The following is a 25,325-nucleotide window of genomic DNA, read 5'->3' on the forward strand; positions in this document are numbered from 1 at the left end:
CGTCAGACGAGTTCCGGGGACTGGATCACGCTGATCTCGACGCCGACCGGCTTCGCGCCCGGACCGTACACCGGCATCGCGTCGCGATAGTCGAGACCCGCCGCGAGGCGCACGTAGCGCTCGTCCGGGCAGCGGTTCATGAACGGATCGAAGCCGACCCAGCCGAGCCCTTCGACGTACGCCTCGGCCCACGCATGGCCCGATTGCGGTTGCGTCGCGACCGCGGTTTCCTGCATCGCGACGCTCGTGCGGCGCGATGCATCGCCCGGCGCCTCGTGCACGCCATCCGCGCCATCCGCGCCATCCGCGTCGTGCCGCATCTGCATCGCCTGCTGCGCGACGCCGCTCGCCTGCTGGAGCGCTTCCGCGATCCGTCGCATCGGGCCGTCCGTCAGCAGATAGCCGGACACGTAGCGCGCCGGAATCTGCAGCGCGCGCGCCGTGGCGACGAACACGTGCGCATGATCGCGGCTCGCGCCGGCGCCGCTTCGCAGCGCGGTCTCCGCGTCGCGCGGCGCCGATTGCGCATGCGGCTCGTAGGCGACGCGGCTGTGCACCTCGGTCATCAGCCAGTGCAGCGCGTCGAGGCTCTTGTGCTCGATCGGCAGCGCGTCGGCGAGCGCGCGGATCGCGTCACCCGCGCGCGTCAGGTCGGTCGTGCGCTCGTAGATCCAGGGCGGCGCATATGAGACGACGTTGCCGAGAATGCCGGCGCGATCCTGCGTCTCGACGACGCCCGCCGCGACGATCGCGAACTCCGGCTTGTCGCGCTCGTGCCGCACGAGGTCGACATGATTGCCGAGGCCGTCCGCGTAGGTGAGCGTCGGCTCGACGCCGTCGATCGTCACCTGCCACGCCCGCACGGTCTGGCATGGGCCGCTTTGCGGGCGCAGCCGCAGGCGCTGCAGCACGTGCGGCGCGTGTTCGTCGAATTGGAAGCGCGAGATGTGGCGGATGGCAAGGCGCATGGCTGACCTCAATCGAAGTTGTAGGCTTGGGCGATTTCGAGGCCGAGACTGTTGTTCTTGGCGATGAAATCCGTCAGAAACTCGTGCAGTCCGCTCTTGAAGACACGTTCGACCGTGTTGCCCTCGAGCGACTGCCTGATTTTGGCGGCGGTTTCGTGACAACCGTGCGTGAGCCCGTAATCTTTCGCGAGATGCTCGAGGCTCGACACGACACGCCCGTAGCAGTAGCGCAGCGAGCGCGGCATGCGCCCGTTGAGGATCAGATAGTCGGCGATGTTGAGCGGCTTGTACTGGACGTCGTAGACCCAGCGATACGACCGGTGCGCGGCGACGCAGCGCAGGATCGATTCCCACTGGTAGTTGTCGAGGATCGTGCCGACGTGCGACACCGACGGCAGCAGCAGGTGATATTTGACGTCGAGAATCCGCGCGGTGTTGTCCGCGCGCTCGACGAACGCGCCGATCTGCGCGAAATCGAAGATCTCGTTTCGCAGCATCGTGCTGTAGAAGCTGCCGAGGATCAGCGCGGTCTCGCGCTTGATCTCGTCGAGAATCGCGGGCAGCGCGCTCGCGCGGATCGGCTGCGCGAGCGCCCGCTTGATCGCGAGCCATGCGCCGTTCACGCTCTCCCACGCCTCGCGCGTGAGCGCCGTGCGCACCATCCGCGCATTCGAGCGCGCGTACTCGATGCACGAGAGCACGCTCGACGGATTGTCGCGATCGCGCAGCAGATAATCGGCAACCGTGTCCGCCGCATATGTTTCGTACTTCTGTCGATAGCCGTCGTCCGCGCCCGAGCTGACGAGCACCGACGACCATTCCGCGGGCGCGTCCGACGTGCGCGTGAGCGCCATCCGCAATCCGGCGTCGACGATGCGCGCGGTGTTTTCCGCGCGCTCGATATAACGGTACATCCAGTAAAGACCGCTTGCTGTGCGTCCGAGAAGCATGTTTGCCGTCCACTCCGATCGTTGTTCGGTGCGGCGCGCGCGTTCGCATGCGCCGTCTTGCGCGTGCGTTCAGTCGGCGAGCACCCAGGTGTCCTTGGTGCCGCCGCCCTGGCTGGAGTTGACGACGAGCGAACCCTCCTTCAGCGCGACCCGCGTGAGGCCGCCCGGCGTGATGCGAATCCGGTCGGACACGAGCACGAACGGCCGCAGATCGACGTGGCGCGGCGCGAGCCCCCGCTCGGTCAGGATCGGCGTCGTCGACAGCGCGAGCGTCGGCTGCGCGATGTAGTTCGACGGCTTCGCGCGCAGCTTCGCCGCGAACGCGTCGCGCTCGGCCTTCGACGCCGCGGGGCCGACGAGCATCCCGTAGCCGCCCGAGCCGTGCACCTCCTTCACGACGAGCTCCTCCAGATGCTCGAGCACGTACTTGAGGCTGTCCGCTTCCGCGCAGCGCCAGGTCGGCACGTTCTCGAGCATCGCGCGGCGGCCGGTGTAGAACTCGACGATCTCCGGCATGTACGAGTAGATCGCCTTGTCGTCGGCGATGCCGGTGCCGGGCGCATTCGCGATCGTCACGTTGCCCGCGCGGTAGACGTCCATGATGCCGGCCACGCCCAGCACCGAATCCGGCAGGAACGTGAGCGGATCGAGGAACGCGTCGTCGAGGCGGCGGTACAGCACGTCGATCGGCCGGAAGCCTTCGGTCGTGCGCATCGCGACGCGATCGCCGATCACCTGCAGGTCGCTGCCCTCGACGAGATGCACGCCCATCTGGTCGGCGAGGAACGCATGCTCGTAATACGCGGAGTTGTGAATGCCGGGCGTGAGCACCGCGACGGTCGGATTGTCCGCATTGCCGCCGGGCGGGCAGACGGCCGCGAGCGACTGGCGCAGCAGTTGCGGATATGTCTCGACGGGCCGCACCTTCACCCGCTGGAACAGCTCGGGGAAGAGCTGCATCATCGTCTCGCGGTTCTCGAGCATGTACGACACGCCGGACGGCGTGCGCGCGTTGTCCTCGAGCACGTAGAACTGATTTTCCGCGGTCCGGACGATGTCGACGCCGATGATGTGCGTGTAAACGTTTCCGGGCGGCCGGAAATCGATCATCTCCGGCAGGAACGCATCGTTGTGCGCGATCAGGTGCTTCGGCACGATTCCCGCGCGCACGATCTCCTGGCGGTGATAGATGTCGTCGAGGAACGCATTGAGCGCCATCACGCGCTGCTCGATCCCCTGCGACAGCCGGTTCCATTCGCTTGCCGAAATGATCCTCGGCACGATGTCGAACGGAATCAAGCGCTCGGCGGCCTCGGCGTCGCCATACACGGCGAACGTGATGCCGGTCTTGCGGAACACGCCTTCGGCGTCGTGCGCCTTCTGGGCGAGGCTCGCGGGATCCTGCGTGTCGAGCCATTGCTTCAAGCGCTCATACGGCGCTCGTACAGTATCGCCGGGTTGCAGCATTTCGTCGAACGGCTTCATCGAAAAATTCTCCATCCATCATTCACTCGGCATCTCTCCATGCCGAACCGGCGCAATGTCTGATGAGCAAAGAGCGTGCCTTGCTGGAATCCTCCGGCCTCCCGTCTGATTTGGCACTTTTGCGCGGCACACCGCACCACGAAGGTGCGAAGGCCGGCGGCCAGCATGTGCCGATTCGGCGCAGCCGGTGTCGCCCGCGTGGCAGATTTCCCGCGCGTCTGTCTATGCGGGCGATCACTTCGGTATCCGATCGAACCATCGGCTCTTTCTGGATTAACCAGATAGTTATGACTGCGCGAACCTCGGCATCGCGGGCGCTCGAACCGCTTTCCGCGCGGCGGCGACGGCGACGGCGCCGCGATAACACACTGCCAGGAATCGATCAGCCGATGCATCGCCCCGAAGCTTCCTGGCGTGCACGAATTGAGAACGCGCGCTGCAAGCGGCCGGTTCGGGAGAATCGATGCACGCGCCTTGCTCGCCGCCGGAATCCCGCGAACCGCACGGCCGCCGGTGACGCGCTGCCCCACCCGAATCGTTACGCGGCCCTCGAATCGCCTCATTCGCAAATGAGAATCGTTTGCATTTAAAGCGAATCTGTTCGATGATGTATTCCGTTCATCGCCCGATACCGGAACCTCGACCATGAATGCCATCGCCTCCGCGGCGCCCGCGCGCGCCGCCGTATCCGACGACCCGCGCGGCCCGCTGCGGGGACTGCTGTCGCGCCGCTCCCGCTGGCCGCTGACCGAACCCGCGCCCCGCCCGTGCGAGCTCGACGCAATCTTCGATGCCGCTCTGTGCGCGCCCGATCACGGCAACCTGCGTCCGTGGCGATTCGTCGTGATCCGCGGCGCGGCGCGCCACGCGTTCGGCGATCTGCTCGTCGAGCTCGCCGATGCGCGTGCGCCCGGCGATCCGCCCGGCTCGCACGAGCACCGCCGAGCCAGGGCGCTCGCCGCGCCGCTCGTCATCGCGCTCGGCGCGGCACTGAATCGCACGTCGAAAGTACCGGAGGTCGAACAGTTGCTTGCTGTCGGCGCAGCAGCGATGAACATGCTCAACGCGATCCATCAGCTCGGCTACGGCGGTTTCTGGGCAACGGGCGTCGATTCGCACGAGCCGGCGATGCACGCCGCGCTCGGCTTCGGCGCCGACGAGCGACTCGTCGGCTTCCTGTTCGTCGGCACGCCGGCCGCGCCCGCGAGCGACGCGCGACGTCCGGATCGCGGCGCGCACGTGCGCGAATGGCTCGGCCCCGCACGTTGACGGCCGCGCCGCCCGACATCCATGCGCGGCCCGCCGATCGCGTGCCGCATCGAACTCCGGAGGTTCCGCCATGCATTTCCCTCACGCCGCCCCGAACGGCGCACCGCTCGCCGAAGCCGACGTCGAACCGCGCGATGCCGATGCGGCGCGGATCGTGCTGACCGCGATCCGCAGGTGGCTGCATCCGTCCAAGGTCGCCGACGGCGACACGCGACGCCGCCGGCAATCGTGGCGCGACGTGCTGGCCGCGGCCGGCTTGCGCGCCGACGGGCTCGTGCATTTCGACATGCTGATGCGCTTCCTCACGTGCAACGCATGCCACCCGCTCGACACGCACTGCCGTTGCGCGTGCGGGCCCGCGAACGACGAGGCGCAGCTTCTGCAGGCGCTCGCCCACCTGCAATCGGCGCGCAGCGAAGCGGCGCTGCGCGCGCTCGCCGACTGGCTGCCGCGCTGTGCGGACAGCGGCGTGCTGAAGATCGCCCGCTGGTTTTCGATCGCGCTGCTCGACGCAGGGCTCGCGATTCGCACGCCTACGCAGCCCGCCGCGTATCTGCATTGACGCGCGCGTCGAACGCGCGGCCGCTTGACCGCTTGACCGCACGCGGACGAGGACGAGCGGACGAGCGGACGAGCGAATGAGCGCGCGCCCGGTTCGACCGCCGCCGCGCGATCGTCGCGCGCCTCGCCGGTCAACCTCCCAAGTTTCGTGGTAACGCCCACCTCCGCACTGGCGATAGGCTGCGATCTCTTTGCTTGCGACGCGCCCTCTTCGAACGGATCGGGCAGACAGAAGGCCGCCCGTCGCCCCGAACGCCCGGCATCGCGCGAATTCACCGCGCCTGCCATTTTTGGTAGGCCGTGCTGGCGTGCGACGTCATCTACCATCGTGACGGAATCCTCGGAAGAAAGCGCCAACGCCGTACATTTCGACATCCAAAACAATCGACGCATCTCCATCACGCTGCGGAACGCGAACCGTGTCATTTCTCACCAGGAGGAACGCTACATGAAGTCGCTCTTCGATGCGCCGTCACCCCGTCAGCGCGTGCGCGCCGCAGTCGCGCTCGGTGCCGCCGCCACGCTGGCCGCTTCGCTCGCCGCGCTGCTCGCGCCCGCCGACGCCGACGCGCACGGTGCAGTCGGCTTCCCGATCGCGCGTCAATATCAATGCCGCCTCGAAGGCGGCTACTGGGACCCGCCCGACGGCTCGGCGATCCCGCACGACGACTGCCGCGCCGCCTATCGCGCCGGCAACAATTCGGCCTACCCTTTCACGCAATGGAACGAGGTGTCCGCGAATCCGGTCGGCCAGGGCAACGATCTCGCGCAACTGAAGGCCGCGGTGCCCGACGGCCTGCTGTGCGCGGGCGGCGACACGTCGAAGGCGGGTCTCGACAGGGCGCCGACGACGGTTTGGCGCAAGACGCAACTGACGCCAAACAACGGTCATGTCGAACTTCAGTGGGAAAACACGACGTCGCACAATCCGGCGCGCATGCGCGTGTTCATCTCGAAGCCGTCGTACGATCCGTCGCAGCCGCTGCGCTGGGACGATCTGCAACAGATCTACGACGCGCCGGCTCCCGCGCCCGTCCCCGCGAACGGCGCGGGCCATCTGCCCGGCTCGATCCAGTCGTTCTACACGCTCGACGTGACGCTGCCCGCCGGCCGCACCGGCGATGCGGTGCTGTACAGCTACTGGCAGCGCATCGATGCCGGCAACGAAGGCTTCTTCAATTGCAGCGACGTGACGATCGCCGCCGACGAGCGCGCATCGGGCTTCCCGTGGGTCGCGACGCGCGCGTTCGTCGAGCCGGGCATCGCGCCGCAAGCCGGCCAGCAGGTTCGCTTCCGCGTGATGGGCGCGGATGCGCGCGGCGCGGAAGTCGTCGACGTGCGTCAGCCGATCACGCCGTACAACGCCGATCGCGGCGTGTGGGCGAAACAGCTCGCCGATCAGGTCAACGGCCGTTACGGCAACGTCGCGAAAATCGGCGTGCGCTCGGGCAACACGATCTATTTCGACACGACGAACCTGAACGCGAACAAGGTCTGGCTGCAGCCGAACTACAGCAGCGCGCTCGGCGTCGTCGGCGCAAAATAGCCAACTGACGGGCGACGCGCGCGGCACACCGGTGCGCGCATCGCCTCACATAGCGTGCTTGCGGATATTCCCTCGATATCCGCATTGGGCGACGCATCTCGATCCTCGATGCGCCGCCTTTTTTTTGGATCTCCTCGCAATAACGTGACTGCATAACGGCGTTCGATGCCACTTGGTGTCCAGTGCCGGAAGATTATAGTGCCTGTGTTGCTTAGTCTCGAAAGGCAATCTCTTTGTAAAATGATTGATCGAACCCCGATGCGGTCGAAGCGATTCGCGCACTTACGTTCGTATCGGATAAGCCTTGGCGCAAGATCTGCATACCTATGTGGATTCAACGCTGCCGCGCCTCCAATCCGCCGCGCGTTGATAACACCGCCCACGCATCCTCACGCATGAAGCGATTCACCGACATTACCGCACCATCACCTCTTACCGTGTGAAACCATCCAACTGGCAAAATGAGCAACTCACCGGGGTGTAATTCACACTCGATCGATTTTGCTCGCCTTGCGAGTGGAAACTTCGTCAGATCTGGCCGAAATGGATCAAATCTCGCAATCTGGAACATATTGAAGCAGGCGCCTGGATATAGATATTCTGCGTCGTCCGGTCTGTATAGGACGAATCTCTTTGAGCCTATTACTTGCCCAATAAATGCATGTAAGAAATCACGATGCAAGCGAGTGCATGCGCGGAAATCCTGGCGCCCCATCCATAATTGCGGCCGCGTAAAACACTTTCGGTTCAGCAACGGGAGCTCGAACATTTCATGCATGGGCCCGGGCAATGCGCACCCACCGCTGTAGACGCCGGACGCGTCGCCATCCAAAGTGGCATCGATCAACGCCCCCAAGGTCGATAGGCCCAGCGTGGCCCCAAGAATATCGGCATCCAGTCCAGCGAGCGGCAGGTGGCCAAACCTTTGCTGAAGTTCGTCGAACGTCGTCCGCCAGCCTGAAGCATTGAGCATCGCCGTTAGAATCACCGGCGTCCCTCCATGCAATATCTGCATCAATTGCCTTGCATCGACGGTCGCCATTCGATGCACCTCGGTCTCGGGCAAAGCCAGATCTGTCACCTGCAAAGTCAGATCGCGCAAGCGGGTCCGGCCGCTATCCACTTCCGGCTGCGCAGCATGAGCGATGAGAGAAACCAAAGCGCGATTCCCAGTCACCTTGACGGTATCCTCCAAGGTTGCGTATGGCTGCTCGATCAGCATACGAAATACTGCAGCGGACATTTCGACCACAGCGTCCGGCGCTTCGCATACGCCATCAAGAAATCTGATGTTTTCTGAAATATCCGCATAAAACTTCCCATCGGTTTCGTCGGACACGATGAATTGCACGATGCCACCCTGATACCCCGGCAAAAAATTCCGACTGATATGTCGACAAAGAATTGACTTGATGTTGCAAAATAATTCCATTTTTTGCTGATTGATTTAACCATATGGAGCGCCGGCCGCGCAGCCTTTCGCAAGATCAGCATGCGCAGCGCAAGCGCTTCAAATTCACCCTATGAGAACGATGGTCAATCGGGATGAACATCGACTCAAATCAAAGCTCACTTCGATTCGCGCGCGTTTTCCTCAAGCGCGCGCCTCAGGCTCAACGGACGCATGTCTATCCACGTCTTTTCTATGTAATCGAGACACACCGCTTTCTTGCCACTCACGCCCACTGTTTTCCAGCCGGCCGGCACTTCCTTGTAAACCGGCCAGATCGAATACTGCTCTTCATGATTGACGACGACGTTAAATTCGGTATCTTCACGATCCCAACTCATTTTTCATTCTCCTTGACAAAGCTAATTTGCATATCTTTCATATGCACGATTGTGTCGGCCACATCGAAATAGTCACTGTCATGCGTCACAACGATGACCAGTTTCTTCAGCGCCGCCAGTTCGGGCAGGAACCGTCGATAGAACAATTCCCGACGGCTCCTGTCTTGATCCGCAGCCCATTCATCGAAAATACAAACCGGCTTATCGTCGGCCAGCAGATTGACCAGCGCCAGCCGCTTTCGCTGCCCCTGGGAAAGGCGCGGAGCCGATTGCCAGCCGCCCGCCGCAGACAATTTGTCCTCGAGCCCAAGCAGTTGAATCCATTGGCTCAACATCGGGCTTCGTGCCGAAGCGGCCGTCTCAAAGGGCATGACAAAAAAATCGCTATGGATCGCGCTGACGCACCGCCGCAGCATCAAGGCCGAATCCAGGCCGAGCGCGACATCGTTCAGCAGCACAGATCCTTCGCTCGCCGCATAAAGCCCCGATAGCAATTTCGCCAGCGTCGTCTTGCCCGAGCCATTGCCGCCTGTGACGAACACGATTTTTCCGGCGGTCAACTGCAAATCAATCGGGCCGATAGATACGGGCTGCTCGTCCGCGTCGACGGGATAGCGAAAACGCAGGGCCCGCAGCGCGAGGCTCCGGACTGTGGGTTCAGTCACGTCGGCACGCTCGCGCGGCAATTGAGGCTGTTCAAACCGGGCGAGGCGCTCAAGGGCAACTTTACCCGCGACGAGGGTCGGCACCATTTCCATCAACGCCATCATGGGGCCGCGCAACAGCAGCAACACGAGCGCATACGTCGTCAACGTGCTGGCGTTGCCGAGCGACAACTGGTTCGGCAACACGGCCGCCATGGCAAGAAGCATAAAGAAAACGAAGTTGTTCCATTGCACCGTCGCCCCCCAGAGGATGCCGCTCGCCCTCTTGCGCGAAGCAAGCCGCAGACTCAACGGCGCGAACGTCGACTCGATGAAGCGTTGCCGACGACCGGCGCTGAGCCGGAACTCCTTCGCGCCTTCAATGAGCGCGCGATACAGCCCCTGCATCTCGTCCTCGTCGGTCCGCGCTTCGCGAAGCGTTCGGCCAAGGCGCGCGGACGCGTATCGCGCGACGCTCATCCCGACCAGCAGAACCGCGGCCACCCCCACAAAATGAACGGGCGAAAGCAGCAGCAGATACCCGAATCCGAATGCCACGAGGCCCGCGCAGACGACGAAAGACGGCAGCGTTCCGAGCGCGGAGGATGCCTTGGCGACGTCCTCCGACAAGATCGCATGCATGTGGGACGCCCCGAGCCGCTCGTGCGTCTCGTATGGCAGATGCATGATGCGCGACACAACCTGGCTTCGCAGATCATGCATGATCCGCGCGCCGATATGGCTCAGCGTAACCTGCGAACACAGGCCGCCCAGCACGGTCACGACAAGCGCCGCGATGAATACGGGCCACGCGAAATGCTGACCGGCGACGCGATCCGTCAACGCAAAGGCGATCTCGCGAATCGCCACGATGACGGCACACGACGACGCCAGCCCGGCGAACACGCATAGCGCGAGAAACAGCGCCCGTTCACGGCGCAACAACAGAATCCTGACTGGCATGTTCAGATCGACTCCGTCACTGGCATCCCATGTGCCGCAGCGTGATCGAGGGACGTCATGATCCACGACGCCACCTCCTGCACCCAGGGCCGGCGCAGCAGCGCGTAGTGATGCGCGTCAAGCGCATGCACGTGCAACAAAGCCGTCCTCGGCCAGCTCGACGACGCGCTGACGTGCGCCGGACCCGCGCTTTCGAGGAGCGCGATGCAGGGCGTCGTTACCTCATGTCCGCCTGTCGCGCCCACCTGCAGGAGAGCGACGGATGCCTCGCGCAATTCGGCCAGGGCTGCACCGTCGATCGCATCGGACAGCAATCCCGCCACCGCGTCGGACGTCTCGCGCGCCGCGTCGGGCTGCCCGGCCCCGCCGCCGACCGCATCCATTACGCCGAACGCATCGATCAGCAGCGCGGGCGACGACAGCGTCAGCCGAGACGCATCGGCCCAGCCCAGCAGATTCGCCGCCAGCATGCCGCCGAACGACCATCCGCACGGTATCGCGCGTTCGATTCCGGCCTCCGCGAGCGCGGCCGCCATCAGTCGGCACAGCGCGCCCACCGACTGCTCCGCGCCATCGCGCCACCGCCGCAACAGCGGCAACGTGAGCGCAACCGTGCCAAGCCCGCCTGGCCAGGCCCGCAACTCGTCCATCAACGCCGCATAGCAGGCGCCGTCGGTCCCAGGCGGCGCGATGAAGATCAGCATCGGCGTGCGACCGTCTCCGGCCTTCCAGACGCTGACCACCGCCGGGTCGGCGGATGACGCCGGCCGGGACGGCGGCTGCGCGTCGGGCGCGGCGATCCGCATCGCGAGCCGGGTCGGCGTCGGATAGCGAAAGACGTCGATGACCTGCAATGCCGCGCCGAGCCGTTCATTGACGAGACCAATTATCCGCACCGCCATCAACGAAGTTCCGCCGTAGTGGAAGAAGCTCTTTTCCATGTCTTCAACGGGGGTGCCCAGCACTTCTTCCCATAGTGTCGCGAGCCGGCTCGCCAGCGTACTGAACGCGGTTCGCGGACTGCGGCTGGCCGCCCTGCCGTGATCGGACGCAAGCCGCTCGCGGTCGACCTTGCCGTTGACCGTCGTCGGCCATGCGTCGATGAAATGAACCGACGCCGGAACCATGTAGTGCGGCAGCCGCGCGCCGAGATGACTCAGCACCTGCGCGTCGTCGAGCGCGCCCGGCCCAGTGAGTTGGACATAGGCGCGAATCTCCTGCCGGTCGGCGTCCATCAGCGCCAGCGCGGCGCGCACCTCCGGCATCCGCTGGATGGCGCTTTCGACTTCGCCGAGTTCGATCCGATAACCGCGCAACTTGATCTGCGTATCGGTCCGGCCCAGTATCCATAGCGTCCCCGATGCATCGCGCCTGACCCGGTCGCCGGTGCGATAAAACCGCCCGGACGCCGCGAAGGGATCCGGAATGAATCGCTCCGCAGTCAGCGCAGGGGCGCCGAGGTAGCCATCCGCGAGACAACCGCCGCCGATATACAGCTCGCCTTCGACGCCGTCCGGGCAGATCCGCAGATCGTCATCCATCACGAAATACGCTGCCGCGCCGAATGCGCGCCCATAGGGAACCGCGCGCTGCCAGCGCATCGCCCGCGCCGCCTCCGCCCGGCCGATGTCATGGAAGTTCGACCAGATCGCCGCTTCGGTCGCGCCGCCCAGCGCGTACCAGTGCGCGTTCGGAAAATGCCGGCTGCCGTCGGCCGGCAACGTGACCGGAATCCGGTCGCCGCTCAGCATGACGAGCCGCATCGTCTCGCTGCGGAATGCGTCTCCCAGCACTTCGCAGCCAGCGAGCGCGAACTGCAGCACGGCCGGCGCGGAATCCCACATCGACACGTTCCAGTGCGTCAGATAGGCGGCCAGGACGGTCGGGTCGAACAGCATGCCGCGATCGGCCACGCAAACCGTGGCGCCCGCCCCCAGCACGCCGAACACGTCGTAAACGGACAGATCAAACCCTGGCGACGCGCACCACATCAGCCGGTCGCCGGCGGCGACCTGGAACCGCGTGTTGATCCAGTCGAGCGTGGCGCACGCTGCCGCGTGCCCGATCATCACGCCCTTCGGCGCGCCGGTGGAACCGCTCGTGAAGATGACATAGGCGGCGTGCGACGCATCGTGCGCGACGGAGACGGGCAACGGGCGCGCGTCGGCCCAGTCCCGCGCGGTCACGACTGCCCCGAATCCGCCCGGCGCGGACGGACCCCGTTGCGTCCCGACGTCGTACAGGCAGACATCGCGCATCGACTGCGTCGCTTCCGGCGACCAGCGCGCGACGATCGCGTGGGTCGACACGAGCCGGGTGATGCGATGCTGCGCCATGATGCCGCGCAGACGCAGCGCCGGCACGTCGCTGTCGAACGGCACGAAGCAGCCCGCCGCCTTGCTGACGGCCAGCAGCGCGACGATCAGCGGATAGTCGCGCTCCACGCAGAGCGCGACGCACTCGCCCGGTTGCAGGCCATCCGCCAGCAAGCGGCGCGCGAGTCGATTCGAATCGGCGTCGAGCGTCGCATAGCTGAATTCGCCCGAGACGGTCTTGACCGCGATCGCATCGGGATTCGCCTTCGCGTGGCGTGCGAATCCGTCGGTCAACCGGGCGTCGCGCACGGCCGGCGCGACCACGGAGGCGCCGACATCGACGCCCGGCAACGCGGCGAGCGGCACGTCGAGATGCGTCGCCAGACAGCTCAGCAAGCGCCGCAGGTGCGCGCCAAACGCGGCGATGCTTGCCGGTGCGTACAGCGCGGTCTTGTATTCGAGCGTCACCCACATGCCGTCCGGCGTTTCGTTGCAATGGCAGGTCAGGTCGAACGGCGTCGCGTAACGGCCACCCTGTGACACACGCCAGCGCAGCCCGTGCGCGTCGTTTGTCGCGAGCGCCTCATCCGTATGCGCGAACGCGAGCTGGAACAACGGGTGATATCCGGGCACGCGCTCGGACTGCCGGTCCGCGACAATCGCCTCGAGGCCGGGCTCCTGGTGACGGAAGGCATCGACCCAGACGGCATGCACGCGCCTGATGAAGCCGGCCAGCGTATCACTCGGCGAAAAGCGCGTGCGCAGCGGCAGCGTATCGACAAAGAAGCCCTGCATCGCGCGGGTCGACACGACCTGACGATTCGTCACGGGTGTGCCGATACAGATGTCCCGACTGCCCGCATAGCGATGCACCGCCAGCTTGAACAACGCGAGCAGGCCGACAAAGCGCGAGACGCGCAGCCCGGCCAGCAGGCCGCCCACCTGCTCCAGCTCGTCCCGTCCGATCAGGAACGCATGCGTCGCGCCATCGTGACGCATCGTCGCGTCGCGCGGGTAATCGGCGGGCAGCGACAGGAACTCGGGACAGTCGCGCAACTGCTCACGCCAGTACGCCAGATGCGCATCGTGCGCGGGGCCGCGCGCACGCGCGCGCGCCCATGCCGCGTAGTCGACGTATTGAATGGCGGGCGCGGCGAGTCTGGCCGGTTGCGCATACTGCTGGCCGATCTCGTCGACCAGCAGCGAGATCGAATCGGCATCCGTGATGACGTGATGCAGCACCAGCGCCAGCAGCCGCGTCTGCTCGGACAGACGCGCCACCTGCAGCCGGAACAGCCCCGGACGACGCAAATCGAAACGATGCGACGCCTGCATCGCGCGCCATGCGGCTTCGTTCTTGCGCTGCTCGAGCTCCGTCAGCGTCGACCAATCCTCACACGCCAGATCGGGAACATGCGTATCGTCGATCTGCGCGACGACCTCGCCGTCGACGAAATGAAATGACGTCCTGAACACCTCGTGACGCTGAAGGCACGCGCGGATCGCGGACAGAAACCGCGCATCGTCCGTCACGCCCTGCACGCGCAGGACGACCGACACGTTGTAGTGCGTCGCGTCCGGGTCGAGTTGATCCAGAAACCACATGCGCCGCTGCGCGCTCGTCACGGGGAGATGTCCGCCGCGCGCGATCGGGCGGATGCCGTCCCGTCCCGGCTGCGACGCCCCGCCGGCTCGCGCGAGCGCGTCCGCCTGCGCCGCGAACTCGGCAAACACGGGGAATTCGAACACGTGCACGAGCGGCAGCGCGAGCCCCGTCGCCCGTTCCAGTTCCGCCAGCATGCGCAGCGCGAGCAACGAATGACCGCCCAACGCGAAGAAATCATCGGTTTGCGCAATGTCGTCCCGCTTCAGCGCGTTTCGCCATGCGTCGCGCAGCAGGTGTCCGAACGGGTCCGACGGCGCGAACGGCACCCGTGGCTCGGGCCTCGCGCGCCATTCCCACTGTGCGAGCAGGTGGACGTCGACCTTGCCGTTCGGCGTCAGCGGCAGTGCATCGAGCGCGATGAAGCGATTGACGAGGCGGCCGTACGCGAGCGGGCGGGTGCGCGCCACGCGCGCCCGGAACGCCTGTCGCAGCGTCGTTTCATCGAGGATCGCGCCCGCTTCGGGCACGCAGAACGCGATCACGCGCGCTTCGTCCTCGTCGTCGCCGGATGCGATCGGCAGCACCACCGCGTCGCTCACGCCGTCGCACGCGCGCACGTCCGCGGTCAGATCATGGAAATTGACCCACACGCCGCGCAGTTTCCGGACGCCATTGGCGCGCCCCAGATAAGCAACATGGCCGCGCTCGTCGACCCGGCCCAGATCGCGCGTGCGGTACATCCTCGCGCCCGGTTCGCCGGCAAAGGGATCGGGAACGAAGTGCTCGGCCGTGAGCGCGGGTTGTCCGGCATAACCGTGGGCGAGTCCGCTCCCGCCTATGCAGATCTCCCCCGGCACGCCCGCGGGCATTTCCGACAGAGCGTCGTCCACGAGATACAGCGCGGCGTGCGGATGGGGACGGCCGATGCCCACCGCGCCGTCGAATGTGGCGCGCCGGATATCCTCGACGCTCGCGTAGATCGAGCATTCGGTGGGACCATACAGATTGACGACGCGCTGTACGTCCGTCTGCGCAAAGATCCGTTCGACCAGCCTGCGCGGCAGCGGCTCGCCCGCGACGTTCAGCGTCGCGGCGCCGGCCGGGAAGTCTCCCCGGTCGAGCAGCATCGCGATGTGCGACGGCGTGCCGCTCACGCAGGTCAGCGGGGCGTCCGCCTCTGGCACGACCTGCAGACTCTCCAGCATCGTCGCGCAGCCGCCCAGCGCCCAGGGCGTGAACATCTCGAACAGCGACACATCGAACGTCAATGCGGTCGCGAACGTGCTGTTGCGATATTCGCGCGCGGCATACGCGCCGCACGCCCACGCAATCAGCGCGAGCACGCCCTGATGCGGCACCGTCACGCACTTCGGCCGGCCTGTCGATCCCGAGGTGCGAAAGACCACCGCGCTCGCCTGAGCGGTTCCCGACGCGGCCACCGCGGCCGGCCCATCGGCCATCGGCGCAACCAGATAGTCGAGCGCGATCGTGCGCACGCCGTCGAGGCCCGCGCCAGCCGGTCCGGCCAGCACGATCGCGTCGAGGCCAGCGTCGCTTGCGTGCTCACGCCAGTCCGACGCGCAAGCCTGCATGTCCATCGGGCTGTAAGCCGCGCCCGCGCGCAAAATACCGAGCAGACAGACGATCGCATCGGCCGAGCGCGGTACGCCCAGGCCGATGCGCGAACCCGCGCCCACACGTTGCGCCCGCAACCGCGCGGCCACGCGATTCGCGCCAGCATCGAGTTCGGCATAAGAGAGTGTCGTCGCGCGATCGCGCAGCGCCGGCTGATCCGGCGCACGGCGCGCCTGCCGGCTGACGATCTCGCACAGCGCACGCACGCCGCCCAATCCGGCCTCATCGGCGGAAACCGGCGCGACCGGCGACACGCGCGCCGTGTGCGGCGTCAGCGCCAGGATTCCCGCGTCGGGATGCGCTGCCCATTGCTCGAGCATCGACACATAATCGGCCGCCAGGCGCCCGATCATCGCCGGGTCGAGCAGATCCTCGCGGAACTCGAATTCGCCGTAGCCGATGCCCGCTCCGAGCGTCACCGTGCCGCTCAGCTTGAACTTCGCCTGCTGCGTGCGCTGCGCGATACCTCGCAGCGTCAGGCCGTCCGGCGCCGACACCGACGGCGGAAACGCCTGAAACGCGAACATGGCCTCGAACAGCGGCGACGCATCGAGATGCCGCTGCGGCTGCAGCGCCTGCACGACTTCCTCGAACGGCGCGCCTGCGTGCGCAAGCGCATCGATGACCGTGTCCCGGGTCGCCGCGAGCAGATCGGCGAGCGAGCGCCCCGCATCGATCCGCATCCGCAGCACGACGGTATTGACGAACAGCCCCACGATCGGCGCGGTCCCTTCCTGATCGCGGTTCGCGACCGGCGCGCCGATGCACAGATCGCTCTGGCCGCTGTATCGCGACAGCACGATCGCAAACCCGGCCAGCAGGATGGCGTGAATCGACGCGCCGTGCGCGGCGGCGATCCTGCCAAGCCCCTCGCACAGCACTGCGGACAAGCGGAACGAATGATGACCGGCGCGCGGGCCGGCACCCGGCTCCGCCGTCCGTGCCGGCAACGCCAGTTCGCCGCGCGCGCCGCCCAGATGGTCGCGCCAGTAACGCAGGTCCGCATCGACGGCCTGCCGCGCCTCGTCCGAGCGCCGCCAGCAGCAATAGTCCCGATACTCTGCGGGCAGGACGGGAAGCGCGTCGCGGCCCGAGTAAAGCCGCAGCCAGTCGTCGACGATCACCCCCATCGACCAGCCATCCGCCACGATGTGATGAAGCGCGACGTACAGGTAATGCACCTTCGGATCGTTGGTGTGCACGAGCCGCGCCCGGATCAGCGGCCCGCTGCCCAGATCGAACGCCGCATCGAGGTCCTGGATCAGGTGCGCGGGCGGCGCATCGCCTGAAGGCGTCTCGCCCTCCCAGCGCGCTTCATCGAGGCGCACCGCGCCGGTCGGCAGCAGGCATTGCCGGATCTCACCGCCCACCGCCCGAAACACCGCCCTCAACTGTTCGTGCCGCCGCACCAGCGCCGCGAACGACGCGCGCATCGCGCTCACGTCGAGCGCGCCGTCGATCCGGTAGGCGGTCTTCATCACGTAACGGTCCGACACATCGGGCAGGCGGTCGAGCACCCACATCCGCGCCTGCGCCTCGGAAACCGGGTACGACAGGCTGCCATCCTCTTCGATGCGGGTCCACTCGTCACTGCGTGCGTCCGGCTGCATGTACCAGGCGCCGCGGGCGGCGTCCTCTCGGCGCTGCGCGGCCATGACGGCAAAGCGCGCGACCGTGCGTGCGTCGAACAACTGCTGAAGCGTCGACGTACAGCCGAACTCCCGGTTGACCTCGGCGACGATCAGCGCAGCGGACAGCGAGTTGCCGCCCACAGCGAAGAAATCGTCCTCCGCGCCGAGTTCGGGAAAGCGTAGCGCGTCCGCCCAGATGCGCAACACCGCCGCCTCGTGCGCATCCCTCGGCGGGCGCTTGCGCGACGCGTCGTCCGCATCGCGCCCGACCCGCCACAATTCATCGAGGTCGGGCGCGCCGCCGACCTGCTCGACGATCCATGGCACGACGCGAAATCGCGACGGCACGCCATGCATCGGCAACGACGCGAACAGCGCGCGACGCAGCACGGCGAGCGCGAATGCCGCCTCGTCCACCATGAGATGCATGACCAGCCCGTGTTCGACATCGTGCGTCAGCAGCGCGCGACGCACCCCCGTCACAGCGCGCGCGCACCGTTCGACCGCGTCGATGTCGATGCGGCCGCCGTCGACGTCGTAATGCGCCGGTCGCGTGTCCAGCGTCCGCACACTGAGGTCCGCCAGCCGCCGCGCCGGCACGCCCAGGCGCACCGGCGCGGCCGACGGATCGTCGAACCGGCACAACTGCCCGACAAAACCAGCGGGCACCGGGACGCCCCAGTCGTCCAGCACGTCCGTATCGCCCGCCATCCTGGACGCGATCGAATCGCGCCGCGTCCAGCCAAGATGAGTGAGCGGCGTATCGGGTTCCCGCGCGGCATCCATGAGCATTCGCAGATACACGTCGAGCCAGGCCTGCGCCGTCGACAGCTCGACGACGCTCGCGTCGTATTCGAACACCACCTCCACGGCCGCGTCTTTTTCATACGCGGTCAGCTTCAGGTCGTAGGTCGATCCCGCGTCGATGCCGCCCAACTGCGCGAGCGCCACGTCGCCGAGCCGCAGACGCGGCCCCGACGCATTCATGAACGCGAACAGCGCCTGCGTGAACGGCACCCGCGCGGGATCCCTGACGGGGCACAGCCGTTCGACGAGGTACTGGAACGGAACCTGCTGCCGCGCCATGCCTTCGAGCGTGATCTCGGCCACTCGCGCGGCGAAGTCGCGGAACGGCTGATCCGGCCGCACGTCCGAGACGAGGACGATCGTGTTGAAGAAAAGGCCGACCGTATCCTCGAATTCGCCGTCGCCGCGATTCGCGACCAGCGTCGCGACCGGCACGCGTTCGCAGCGGGACAGGCGCCACAACAGCACGTCGTAGGCGGCCAGCAGGATCGAAAACAAGGTCGCATGCGTGGCACGGGCGAGCGCGTGCAACTGGCGCGTCGCCGTGACGGGCAGCACGCCCGTCAGGGTCCGCTTGCGCGGCGCGCCCGCGACGCTGCGCTGCCGATCGACCGGCAGCGCAAGCTGGGCGGGCAGCGCGCCAAGGCGATCGGCCCAATACGCGACCGCGCGCGCGCCCTCGTCGGAGCGCAACCACGCGTGCTGGCGCCGGGCGAAGCGTAGATAGCGCGCGCCATCGTCCCGCGCGGGGCGCGCCGGATCGCGTCCGGCATAGCGGGCCGCGAGTTCCCGGTGCAGCAGTCCCATCGACCAGTCGTCGGCCAGCAGATGATGCACCGTGAGCAACAGGCAACTGTCGCGCGACGACAGGCGCACCAGCGCGTATCGGAACAGCGGGGCGGCGGCCAAATCGAAAGGCGTTTCCCGGAACCGGACGCGCAGCGCCGCGAGTCGCGCCGCCGCCTCGCCGGGCGGCAGGCCGGACCAGTCGTGCACCGGGCACTCGATCGGCGCGATGTCGTCGAAGCGCTGCGCGACGCCGTCGTCGTCGTCCGCGCACGGCACGAAGCGCAGATGTAGCGTCGCATGGCTGGCAAACGTATCGGCCAGGCTGCGCGCGAGCCGCGGCAGATCGACGTCGCCCTGCAGCGCCAGCACATCGGTCATGTGGAAATGGGCCGCGTCGCGATCGATCCGCATCGCGCGGTACATCTGCTTTTGTCCCCAGGACAGGGGCGCTTCGTCGGCGTGGCGGGAACCGAAAGACGGGCTGTTTCGCTCGTTCATCGTGATTGGTCTGGTGCGAAGTTGTCGGTCAGCGTGAGCGGGCTCGACAGCGCCCACGACAAGGGGTTTCCGCGTACCGGACGCCGCTTCCCCGTACGCGTGAAATAGTCGGCCCCGAAGCCGGGCGACGTGAACACGCCGTTGAACACCCAGCGTTCGCCCTGCGTGAAATCGCCCGCGCGGTGATAGCCGCGCGTATCGGCGAAAACCAGCGTGCCCGCCGGGCCGTCGCACGAGACGGCCTGCCGATCGAGGCTCGCCGGCGCAATCTCGATCCGGCTGCCCTGCGCGCCCTTGCGGTGCGTGCCGCGCGCGTAGCGCATCGCGCCATTGCCTGCGCCGACATCGGCGAAGTAGGCAAACAGACGCACCACCGACGTATCGCACCGTCCATCGCGATGCCACTTGCCGTTCTCGGACAGCCCGCCCCCCGAATGCCGGAATACCGCGTACTTTCTCAACTGAACGAACATGTCGAAGTACGCGTTGATGATTTCGAGGAACGGGGCCTGGCACGCGAAACGCGCGTACACGCTATCGGGATTGAAGCGCGGGTACGAACCCAGCACGTTCGACATGAATGCATAGACCCGCGCCTGGTCGGAGTTCGCGGGCACGCGCTTGCGGCGTTGCGACTCGGCCCGACACGCCTGCTCGCGCAATGCGTCGAACAGCGGCTGCATTCCGGCGAAGCGGCTCACATGCGAGATCGCCACGCCGTCGTCGTTCAACGCCTTCAGGATCCGGCGTCCCTCGTCGCACAGCACGGCGCGGTGATGGCGGTACTCGCGCGTCGGACGGCGATTCAGGACGTTCCGGTACAGGAAATCGCATTCGACAAGGCGATGGAAGATGCGGTCGAACAGGTTCATGGATTGGACTTTCACTGAAACGGATTCAACGCGCGCAGGAGTCGCGTCGCCGCGGCCCGGTCCGTCTTGCCGCGTTCGTTGAGCGGTATCGCAAACACGATTTCAATCAGTTGCGGCGTCATGTACGCGGGCAGCGCCGCCGCCAGACGCGCGCGGCACGCTTCGCGCAGCGCGTCGACGGGCAGATCCGGCTCCGCGCGCTCGACGAGCGCCGCCAGCTCGGCACGCTCGCCATCGCGGTAAAGCATCACGACAGCCGCGCGCACGTGCGGGTCCCGCAGCAGCACCGCTTCGATTTCCTCGGGTTCGATCCGATGGCCGCGCAGCTTGATCTGCAGATCGAGCCGACCCAGGAATTCATAGACGCCGCCGCGTCGCCTGACCCGGTCGCCCGTCCGATAGAAGCGCCCCCGCGCGAACGGCACCGCGACGAATGATGTGGCCGTCTGTGCCGGCGCGTCGATGTAGCCGACGCCCGTCGCCACGCCGCCGATCAGCAGCTCACCCGCGTCGCCGTCCGCCACGGGCGCAAGGTCGGCATCCACGACATGCAGTTCGGCGCCCGGGATCGCGCGGCCGATCGGCACGGCGTCGCCGTCCGGCGCGCATGTCATCACGTGATGCGTGACGTCCACGCCGCACTCGGTCGGGCCGTACGCATTGACGAGCGGCGCGTCGCTGACGTCGAACCAGCGACGCGCTACCGCGATCGGCAGGCTCTCCCCCGCCGTCACCATGATGCGCAGCGTGTCGGGCGCGCGCGCGCGATGCCGCGTCACGACATCGAGCAGCGTCGCCAGATAGCTCGGCACCGCCTGCAGCACGGTCACGTTCGCGCGCGCCAGCGCATCCAGCAGCGCCGGCGGATGCGCGACCGCGTCCTGCGCCACGACCGTCACGCGCGCGCCGACCAGTCCCGCCGCCAGAAACTGCCAGACCGACAGATCGAACGCGCACGGCGCGGTCTGCGCGATCCGGTCGCCCGCATGAAGGCCGAGATCGTCGATCTTCGCCCACAGGTGATTGACCAGGTTCGCCTGCGACAGCAGCGCGCCCTTCGGCTCGCCGCTCGAGCCCGACGTGAAGATCACGTAGGCGGGATCGTCGAGGGTCACGTCGGGCAGCGCGTGGCCGGCTTGCGGACCCGACGCCAGCCACGCCGCGGGATCGACGACCGTGACGGCGCGATTCGGATCGATCGCGTGGTCTGCATGCGCATCCGCCAGCATCAGCGTACATGCGCAACGTGCCAGCATGTACCGCTTGCGCTGGGCGGGCGCGCCGGGATCGATCGGCAGATAGGCCGCGCCGCACTTGAAGGTCGCCAGGATCGCGGCAAGCATCACGACATCGCGCCCGCGCGAAATCGCGACGATCGCACCGCGCCCCGCGCCCAGCCGCCGCATTTCGTGCGCGAAGCGATTCGCCAATCCGTCCAGCTCGGCGTAGGTCACGCGCCGGGCCGCGTCTTCAGCCGCGATCGCCGACGGGTGCGTCCGCGCCGTTTCCTCGAACCGGTGAATGTACGGCACGCGCCGCGCCGTCCGGTTGCGGTCCACGTTCGTCAGCATGTCGCCCGCCCGCTCACAGCTCGACGTCATCGAAGCTGTCGGCGCCGACCGTCCACTCGATCAGGTCGCCCAGCCCCGCGATCGTGACCGCTTCGAACACATTGCGAATGTCGAGCTTCACGTTCAGTTCCGCCTGGATCCGACGCACGATCTTGACCGCGCTCAGCGAGTGGCCGCCCAGTTCGAAGAAGCTGTCATAAATGCCGAACGGCCGGTCGGCGGGCAGGTCGAGCACGTCGCGCCAGATCGCGACCAGCACGCGCTCGTGCTCCGTGCGCGGCGCCCCTTCGGGCGTGCTCGTCGGCGCCGCCGGACCGGCGCCGTATGCGGCCAGCGCGACGCGATCCACCTTCCCGGTCCGACCGCGCGGCAGCGCATCGAGTTGCGTGATGCGCGCCGGCACCATGTAGAACGGCAGTCGGGCCTGCAGGATGGCGCGCAGTTGATCGGCGAGCGGCGCCTGCACATCTTTCCGGCGCACCGGGAAACGCGCCTTGAGCAGTTGCGCGATCCCCTTGCGCTGTTCCACCGGCAGCGGCCGCGCGCGAATGAAAGCGGCAATCGCCGGCTCGCCGCGCAGATCGGACGACACGACGACCGCCGCCTCGTCGACGCCGTCGATCGACATCAGCGCATGCTCGATTTCGCCGAGATCGATCCGGTAGCCGCGGATTTTCACGCGCTGGTCGCTGCGCCCGCGCAACGCAAGTCGCGCTTCCTCGTCCCATGAGCCGAGGTCGCCGCTGCGATACATGCGGCTGCCCGGCGCGCCGAACGGATTGGGCACGAACTTTTCCGCCGTGAGACGCGGATTCCCCATATAGCCCCTCGCCAGCAGGTCGCCCGCAATCGCGATCTGTCCGGTCACGCCGGTCGGCACCGGCCGCAGGTACGCATCAAGCACGTAGACCGCGGTGTGCGGCGCAACGCGGCCGACCGGCGCGAGCCCCGCGTCGGCCGCACCGTCGCACGGATGGAACGTCACCGGGCACGCTTCCGTCTGCGCATAGCTGTTGTATAGCGTCGCGCCCGACATCGCGACAAACCGCGCCGCCAGTTGCTGCTCAAGCGACTGTCCGACGCAGTACACCAGCTTGAGATCGGGGCAACGGGCCAGCGCCCGGTCGTCCAGCAAAGCCGTCAACACCTGGGGCAATACGCTGAAGTGGGTGATCCGCTGCTGTTGCAGAAGCTCGCCCAGATAGACGGGGTCCTGATGCCCGCCCGGGCGACACATCACTACAGTCGCGCCGTTGAGGAGCGGCCACAGCAATTCGCCGACGAGTCGCGCCGAGCTGGTCGGCGCGGTCATCAGCAGCCGGTCGCCGGGACCAATCGGATGCGGGCACGTCTGCGGCAACTGCCCGTTCAACACGCCCGCATGCGTCAACTCGACCGCGTTCGGCACGCCGGTCGAACCCGATGTCATGAAGACGAAGGCCGTCTGTTCGGCGCATACGCGGCGCGCCCCAGGCGCGGGCGCGGCGCACGCGCGCGCGGCCAGCGCATCGAGCGTGATCGCGTCGCCCGGCAGGTTTCCCGCGGCTTCCGGAAGCGGGTCGCACAGCAGCGTAACGATGCCGTGCGCGCGCACCGCATCCCCGATCCGGAGCGCCGGCGCGCTGTGATCGAGCATCGCGCACACGCCGCCCGCGCGCAGCACCGCGAGCACCGTCTCGACCATCGGGATCGAACGGTCCGCGAGCAAGCCGACCCGCTGCTCCGGCGCCAGCCCCGCGAGCGGCGCGACGCCGGCAAGCCTCGCGCTGGCATCCGCCAGCGCCTGGTATGTCACGACCCGCTCGCCGTCGATCAGCGCGGGGCGATCGGCCCAGCGCGTCGCCATCCGCTCGAACCACGCGTGGATCGCCGCCGGCGGCTCGGCGTCGCGCGGACCGGGGCGCGGCGCCGGACACAGCGCGCGAACCTCGTCCTCCGAGAGCATCGCAAGCGCGTGAATCGCCGTGCCCGGGTTTGTCACGCCCTGTTCGAGAATGCGCAGGAAATGCCGGATCATCCGCTCGATACGGCTCGGCGCGAACAGTTCCGTGTCGTACTCGACGCCCCCCAGCACCTTGCCGTCGCGCTCGCGCAGGTACATATAGATGTCGTATTTCGTGGTCGGGTGCGGCACGGTGAAGCGCGGCTTGTCGTGCAGCTTCCCGGTATTGATCTGAGGCAGGCCGATATCCGCCCACTTGATGTTCTGAACCGAAAAGAACACGCGCAACAGCGAATAGCGGCTGAGCCGCTCGCCCTTGCCCCGCACGCCCAGCGCCTCGACCACCGACTGGAACGGCGCCGCCTGGTGCTCGTACGCTTGCAGCGCGCTCGTGCTCACGCGCCGCACCGCGTCCTCGAAGGTCGGATTGCCGTCGAGTTCGGTGCGCAGCGCGAGCGAATTGATCGTGAAACCGATCACGTCGCGCATCACATCCAGTTCGCGGTTCGCATGTGGCGTGCCGACCACGATATCGGACTGTCCCGTATGGCGCGCCAGCATGATCTTGAACGCGCTCAGCAAGACCATGTAGAGCGTGACGCCATGGCTTCTCGCGTACGCATTGACTTTCTCCAGCAGATCCGGCTCGATCAGCACGAGGCTGTTGGCCGCCCGGTGACTGCGCCGCTCCGGCGCGGGGAAATCGGTCTCGAGCTGCAGCGGCGGCGCCTCGGCGAGCCGCTCGACCCAGTAGTCGACATGCTGCGCGTGCGCGCCGCGCGCGATCTGCTCGCGCTGCCAGATCGCATAGTCGCCGAACTGTGCCGCCACAGGCGGCAGCGAGCACGGACGCCCGTTCACGATGTCATCGTAATGCGTGCGGATCTCGCGATCGATGATCGCCACCGACCATGTGTCGCATACGATGTGATGCAGCGACACGATCAGCACATTCTTGTTCGGCGCGACGATCAGCAGCGTGAAGCGGATCAGCGGGCCCTGTTCGAGATCGAACTGGTGGGCCGCCTCCTTGTCGACGAGCTTCCATCCCGTCGCTTCCTTCAGCGCATCCGGCAGCGGCCGCAGATCGACGCGCTCGAGCGCGGGCGGCCAGCTCTCATGCACGATCTGCACGGCGCCGGCGTCGTCCTGCCGGAACGTCGTGCGCAGGATCTCGTGGCGCTCGATCATGCGGCCGATCGCCTGCAGGAGCGCCGGTTCGTCGATCTCTTCCTCGGGCAGGCCCATCGGATACACGACGTTATGCGCGGTATCGCCGCCCTCGTACCGGTCGATGAACCACAGCGGTTCCTGATAGCTGGTGAGGGGGATGCGCTGGCCCGGCGCGCGCGGGGCGATGCCCTGCCCGCCGGGATCCGCGAGGCGTCGTTCCGCGAGCAACGCCCGGTAGCGTTCGCGCTGGTCGGCAGACAACAACAATGTATCCAGATTGCTCATGATCGATTCCCAATGAGGCCGCGC

General features: G+C 66.8%; 13 protein-coding genes. 3 read left to right on the forward strand and 10 right to left on the reverse strand.

Annotated elements, in window-relative coordinates; all coding sequences use genetic code 11:
- Positions 1 to 2: 2 nt before the first annotated feature.
- The 3 genes from WS92_RS00230 to WS92_RS00240 all read right to left on the reverse strand — a co-directional run bounded on the left by WS92_RS00230 (position 3) and on the right by WS92_RS00240 (position 3,403).
- Entirely contained in the window at positions 3 to 968 is a 966-nt protein-coding gene (locus tag WS92_RS00230; protein ID WP_059931526.1) for a transglutaminase family protein, read from the reverse strand.
- Positions 969 to 976: 8 nt separating this feature from the next.
- Positions 977 to 1,918: an alpha-E domain-containing protein gene (locus WS92_RS00235; RefSeq protein ID WP_009914420.1), complete on the reverse strand. Its 942-nt coding sequence runs from the start codon at positions 1,916 to 1,918 to the stop codon at positions 977 to 979.
- A 69-nt stretch (positions 1,919 to 1,987) separates the two neighbouring features.
- Positions 1,988 to 3,403: a circularly permuted type 2 ATP-grasp protein gene (locus tag WS92_RS00240; protein ID WP_015603545.1), complete on the reverse strand. Its 1,416-nt coding sequence runs from the start codon at positions 3,401 to 3,403 to the stop codon at positions 1,988 to 1,990.
- Between the two features lie 645 nt (positions 3,404 to 4,048).
- Here WS92_RS00240 and WS92_RS00245 point away from each other — a divergent pair.
- From WS92_RS00245 to WS92_RS00255, 3 genes are all read left to right on the forward strand, one after another.
- Positions 4,049 to 4,672 carry a nitroreductase family protein gene (locus tag WS92_RS00245; protein WP_059931521.1) on the forward strand — a complete coding sequence of 208 codons (624 nt, stop codon included), beginning with the start codon at positions 4,049 to 4,051 and terminating at the stop codon, positions 4,670 to 4,672.
- 70 nt (positions 4,673 to 4,742) lie between these two features.
- Positions 4,743 to 5,234, forward strand: coding sequence for a hypothetical protein (locus WS92_RS00250; protein ID WP_059931518.1), 492 nt, complete (start codon positions 4,743 to 4,745; stop codon positions 5,232 to 5,234).
- A 447-nt stretch (positions 5,235 to 5,681) separates the two neighbouring features.
- A complete protein-coding gene (locus WS92_RS00255) occupies positions 5,682 to 6,779 on the forward strand; it encodes a lytic polysaccharide monooxygenase (RefSeq protein ID WP_059931516.1) in 1,098 nt (365 codons plus the stop codon).
- 334 nt (positions 6,780 to 7,113) lie between these two features.
- Here WS92_RS00255 and WS92_RS00260 read toward each other — a convergent pair whose 3' ends face one another.
- The 7 genes from WS92_RS00260 to WS92_RS00290 form a co-directional block, all read right to left on the reverse strand.
- Positions 7,114 to 8,211, reverse strand: coding sequence for a cupin-like domain-containing protein (locus WS92_RS00260; protein ID WP_231755922.1), 1,098 nt, complete (start codon positions 8,209 to 8,211; stop codon positions 7,114 to 7,116).
- Positions 8,212 to 8,348: 137 nt separating this feature from the next.
- Positions 8,349 to 8,570 carry an MbtH family protein gene (locus WS92_RS00265; protein ID WP_059931514.1) on the reverse strand — a complete coding sequence of 74 codons (222 nt, stop codon included), beginning with the start codon at positions 8,568 to 8,570 and terminating at the stop codon, positions 8,349 to 8,351.
- On the reverse strand, positions 8,567 to 10,177 hold the full coding sequence (locus WS92_RS00270) for a cyclic peptide export ABC transporter (protein ID WP_059931512.1): 1,611 nt from the start codon (positions 10,175 to 10,177) through the stop codon (positions 8,567 to 8,569). The genes WS92_RS00265 and WS92_RS00270 overlap by 4 nt, the downstream gene beginning before the upstream one ends.
- A gap of 2 nt (positions 10,178 to 10,179) precedes the next feature.
- Positions 10,180 to 19,383, reverse strand: a complete 9,204-nt coding sequence (locus WS92_RS00275) for a non-ribosomal peptide synthetase (protein ID WP_059931510.1) — start codon at positions 19,381 to 19,383, stop codon at positions 10,180 to 10,182.
- Positions 19,384 to 19,454: 71 nt separating this feature from the next.
- On the reverse strand, positions 19,455 to 20,345 hold the full coding sequence (locus WS92_RS00280) for a phytanoyl-CoA dioxygenase family protein (RefSeq protein ID WP_230479315.1): 891 nt from the start codon (positions 20,343 to 20,345) through the stop codon (positions 19,455 to 19,457).
- Entirely contained in the window at positions 20,342 to 21,931 is a 1,590-nt protein-coding gene (locus WS92_RS00285; protein WP_231755921.1) for an amino acid adenylation domain-containing protein, read from the reverse strand. The genes WS92_RS00280 and WS92_RS00285 overlap by 4 nt, the downstream gene beginning before the upstream one ends.
- Positions 21,915 to 25,301, reverse strand: a complete 3,387-nt coding sequence (locus WS92_RS00290; RefSeq protein WP_059931506.1) for a non-ribosomal peptide synthetase — start codon at positions 25,299 to 25,301, stop codon at positions 21,915 to 21,917. Before WS92_RS00290 ends, WS92_RS00285 begins: the two co-directional genes overlap by 17 nt.
- Positions 25,302 to 25,325: the final 24 nt, after the last annotated feature.

It is taken from the genome of Burkholderia sp. MSMB1588, from assembly GCF_001546925.1.
In the GTDB taxonomy this organism is placed as follows: Bacteria; Pseudomonadota; Gammaproteobacteria; order Burkholderiales; family Burkholderiaceae; genus Burkholderia; species Burkholderia humptydooensis.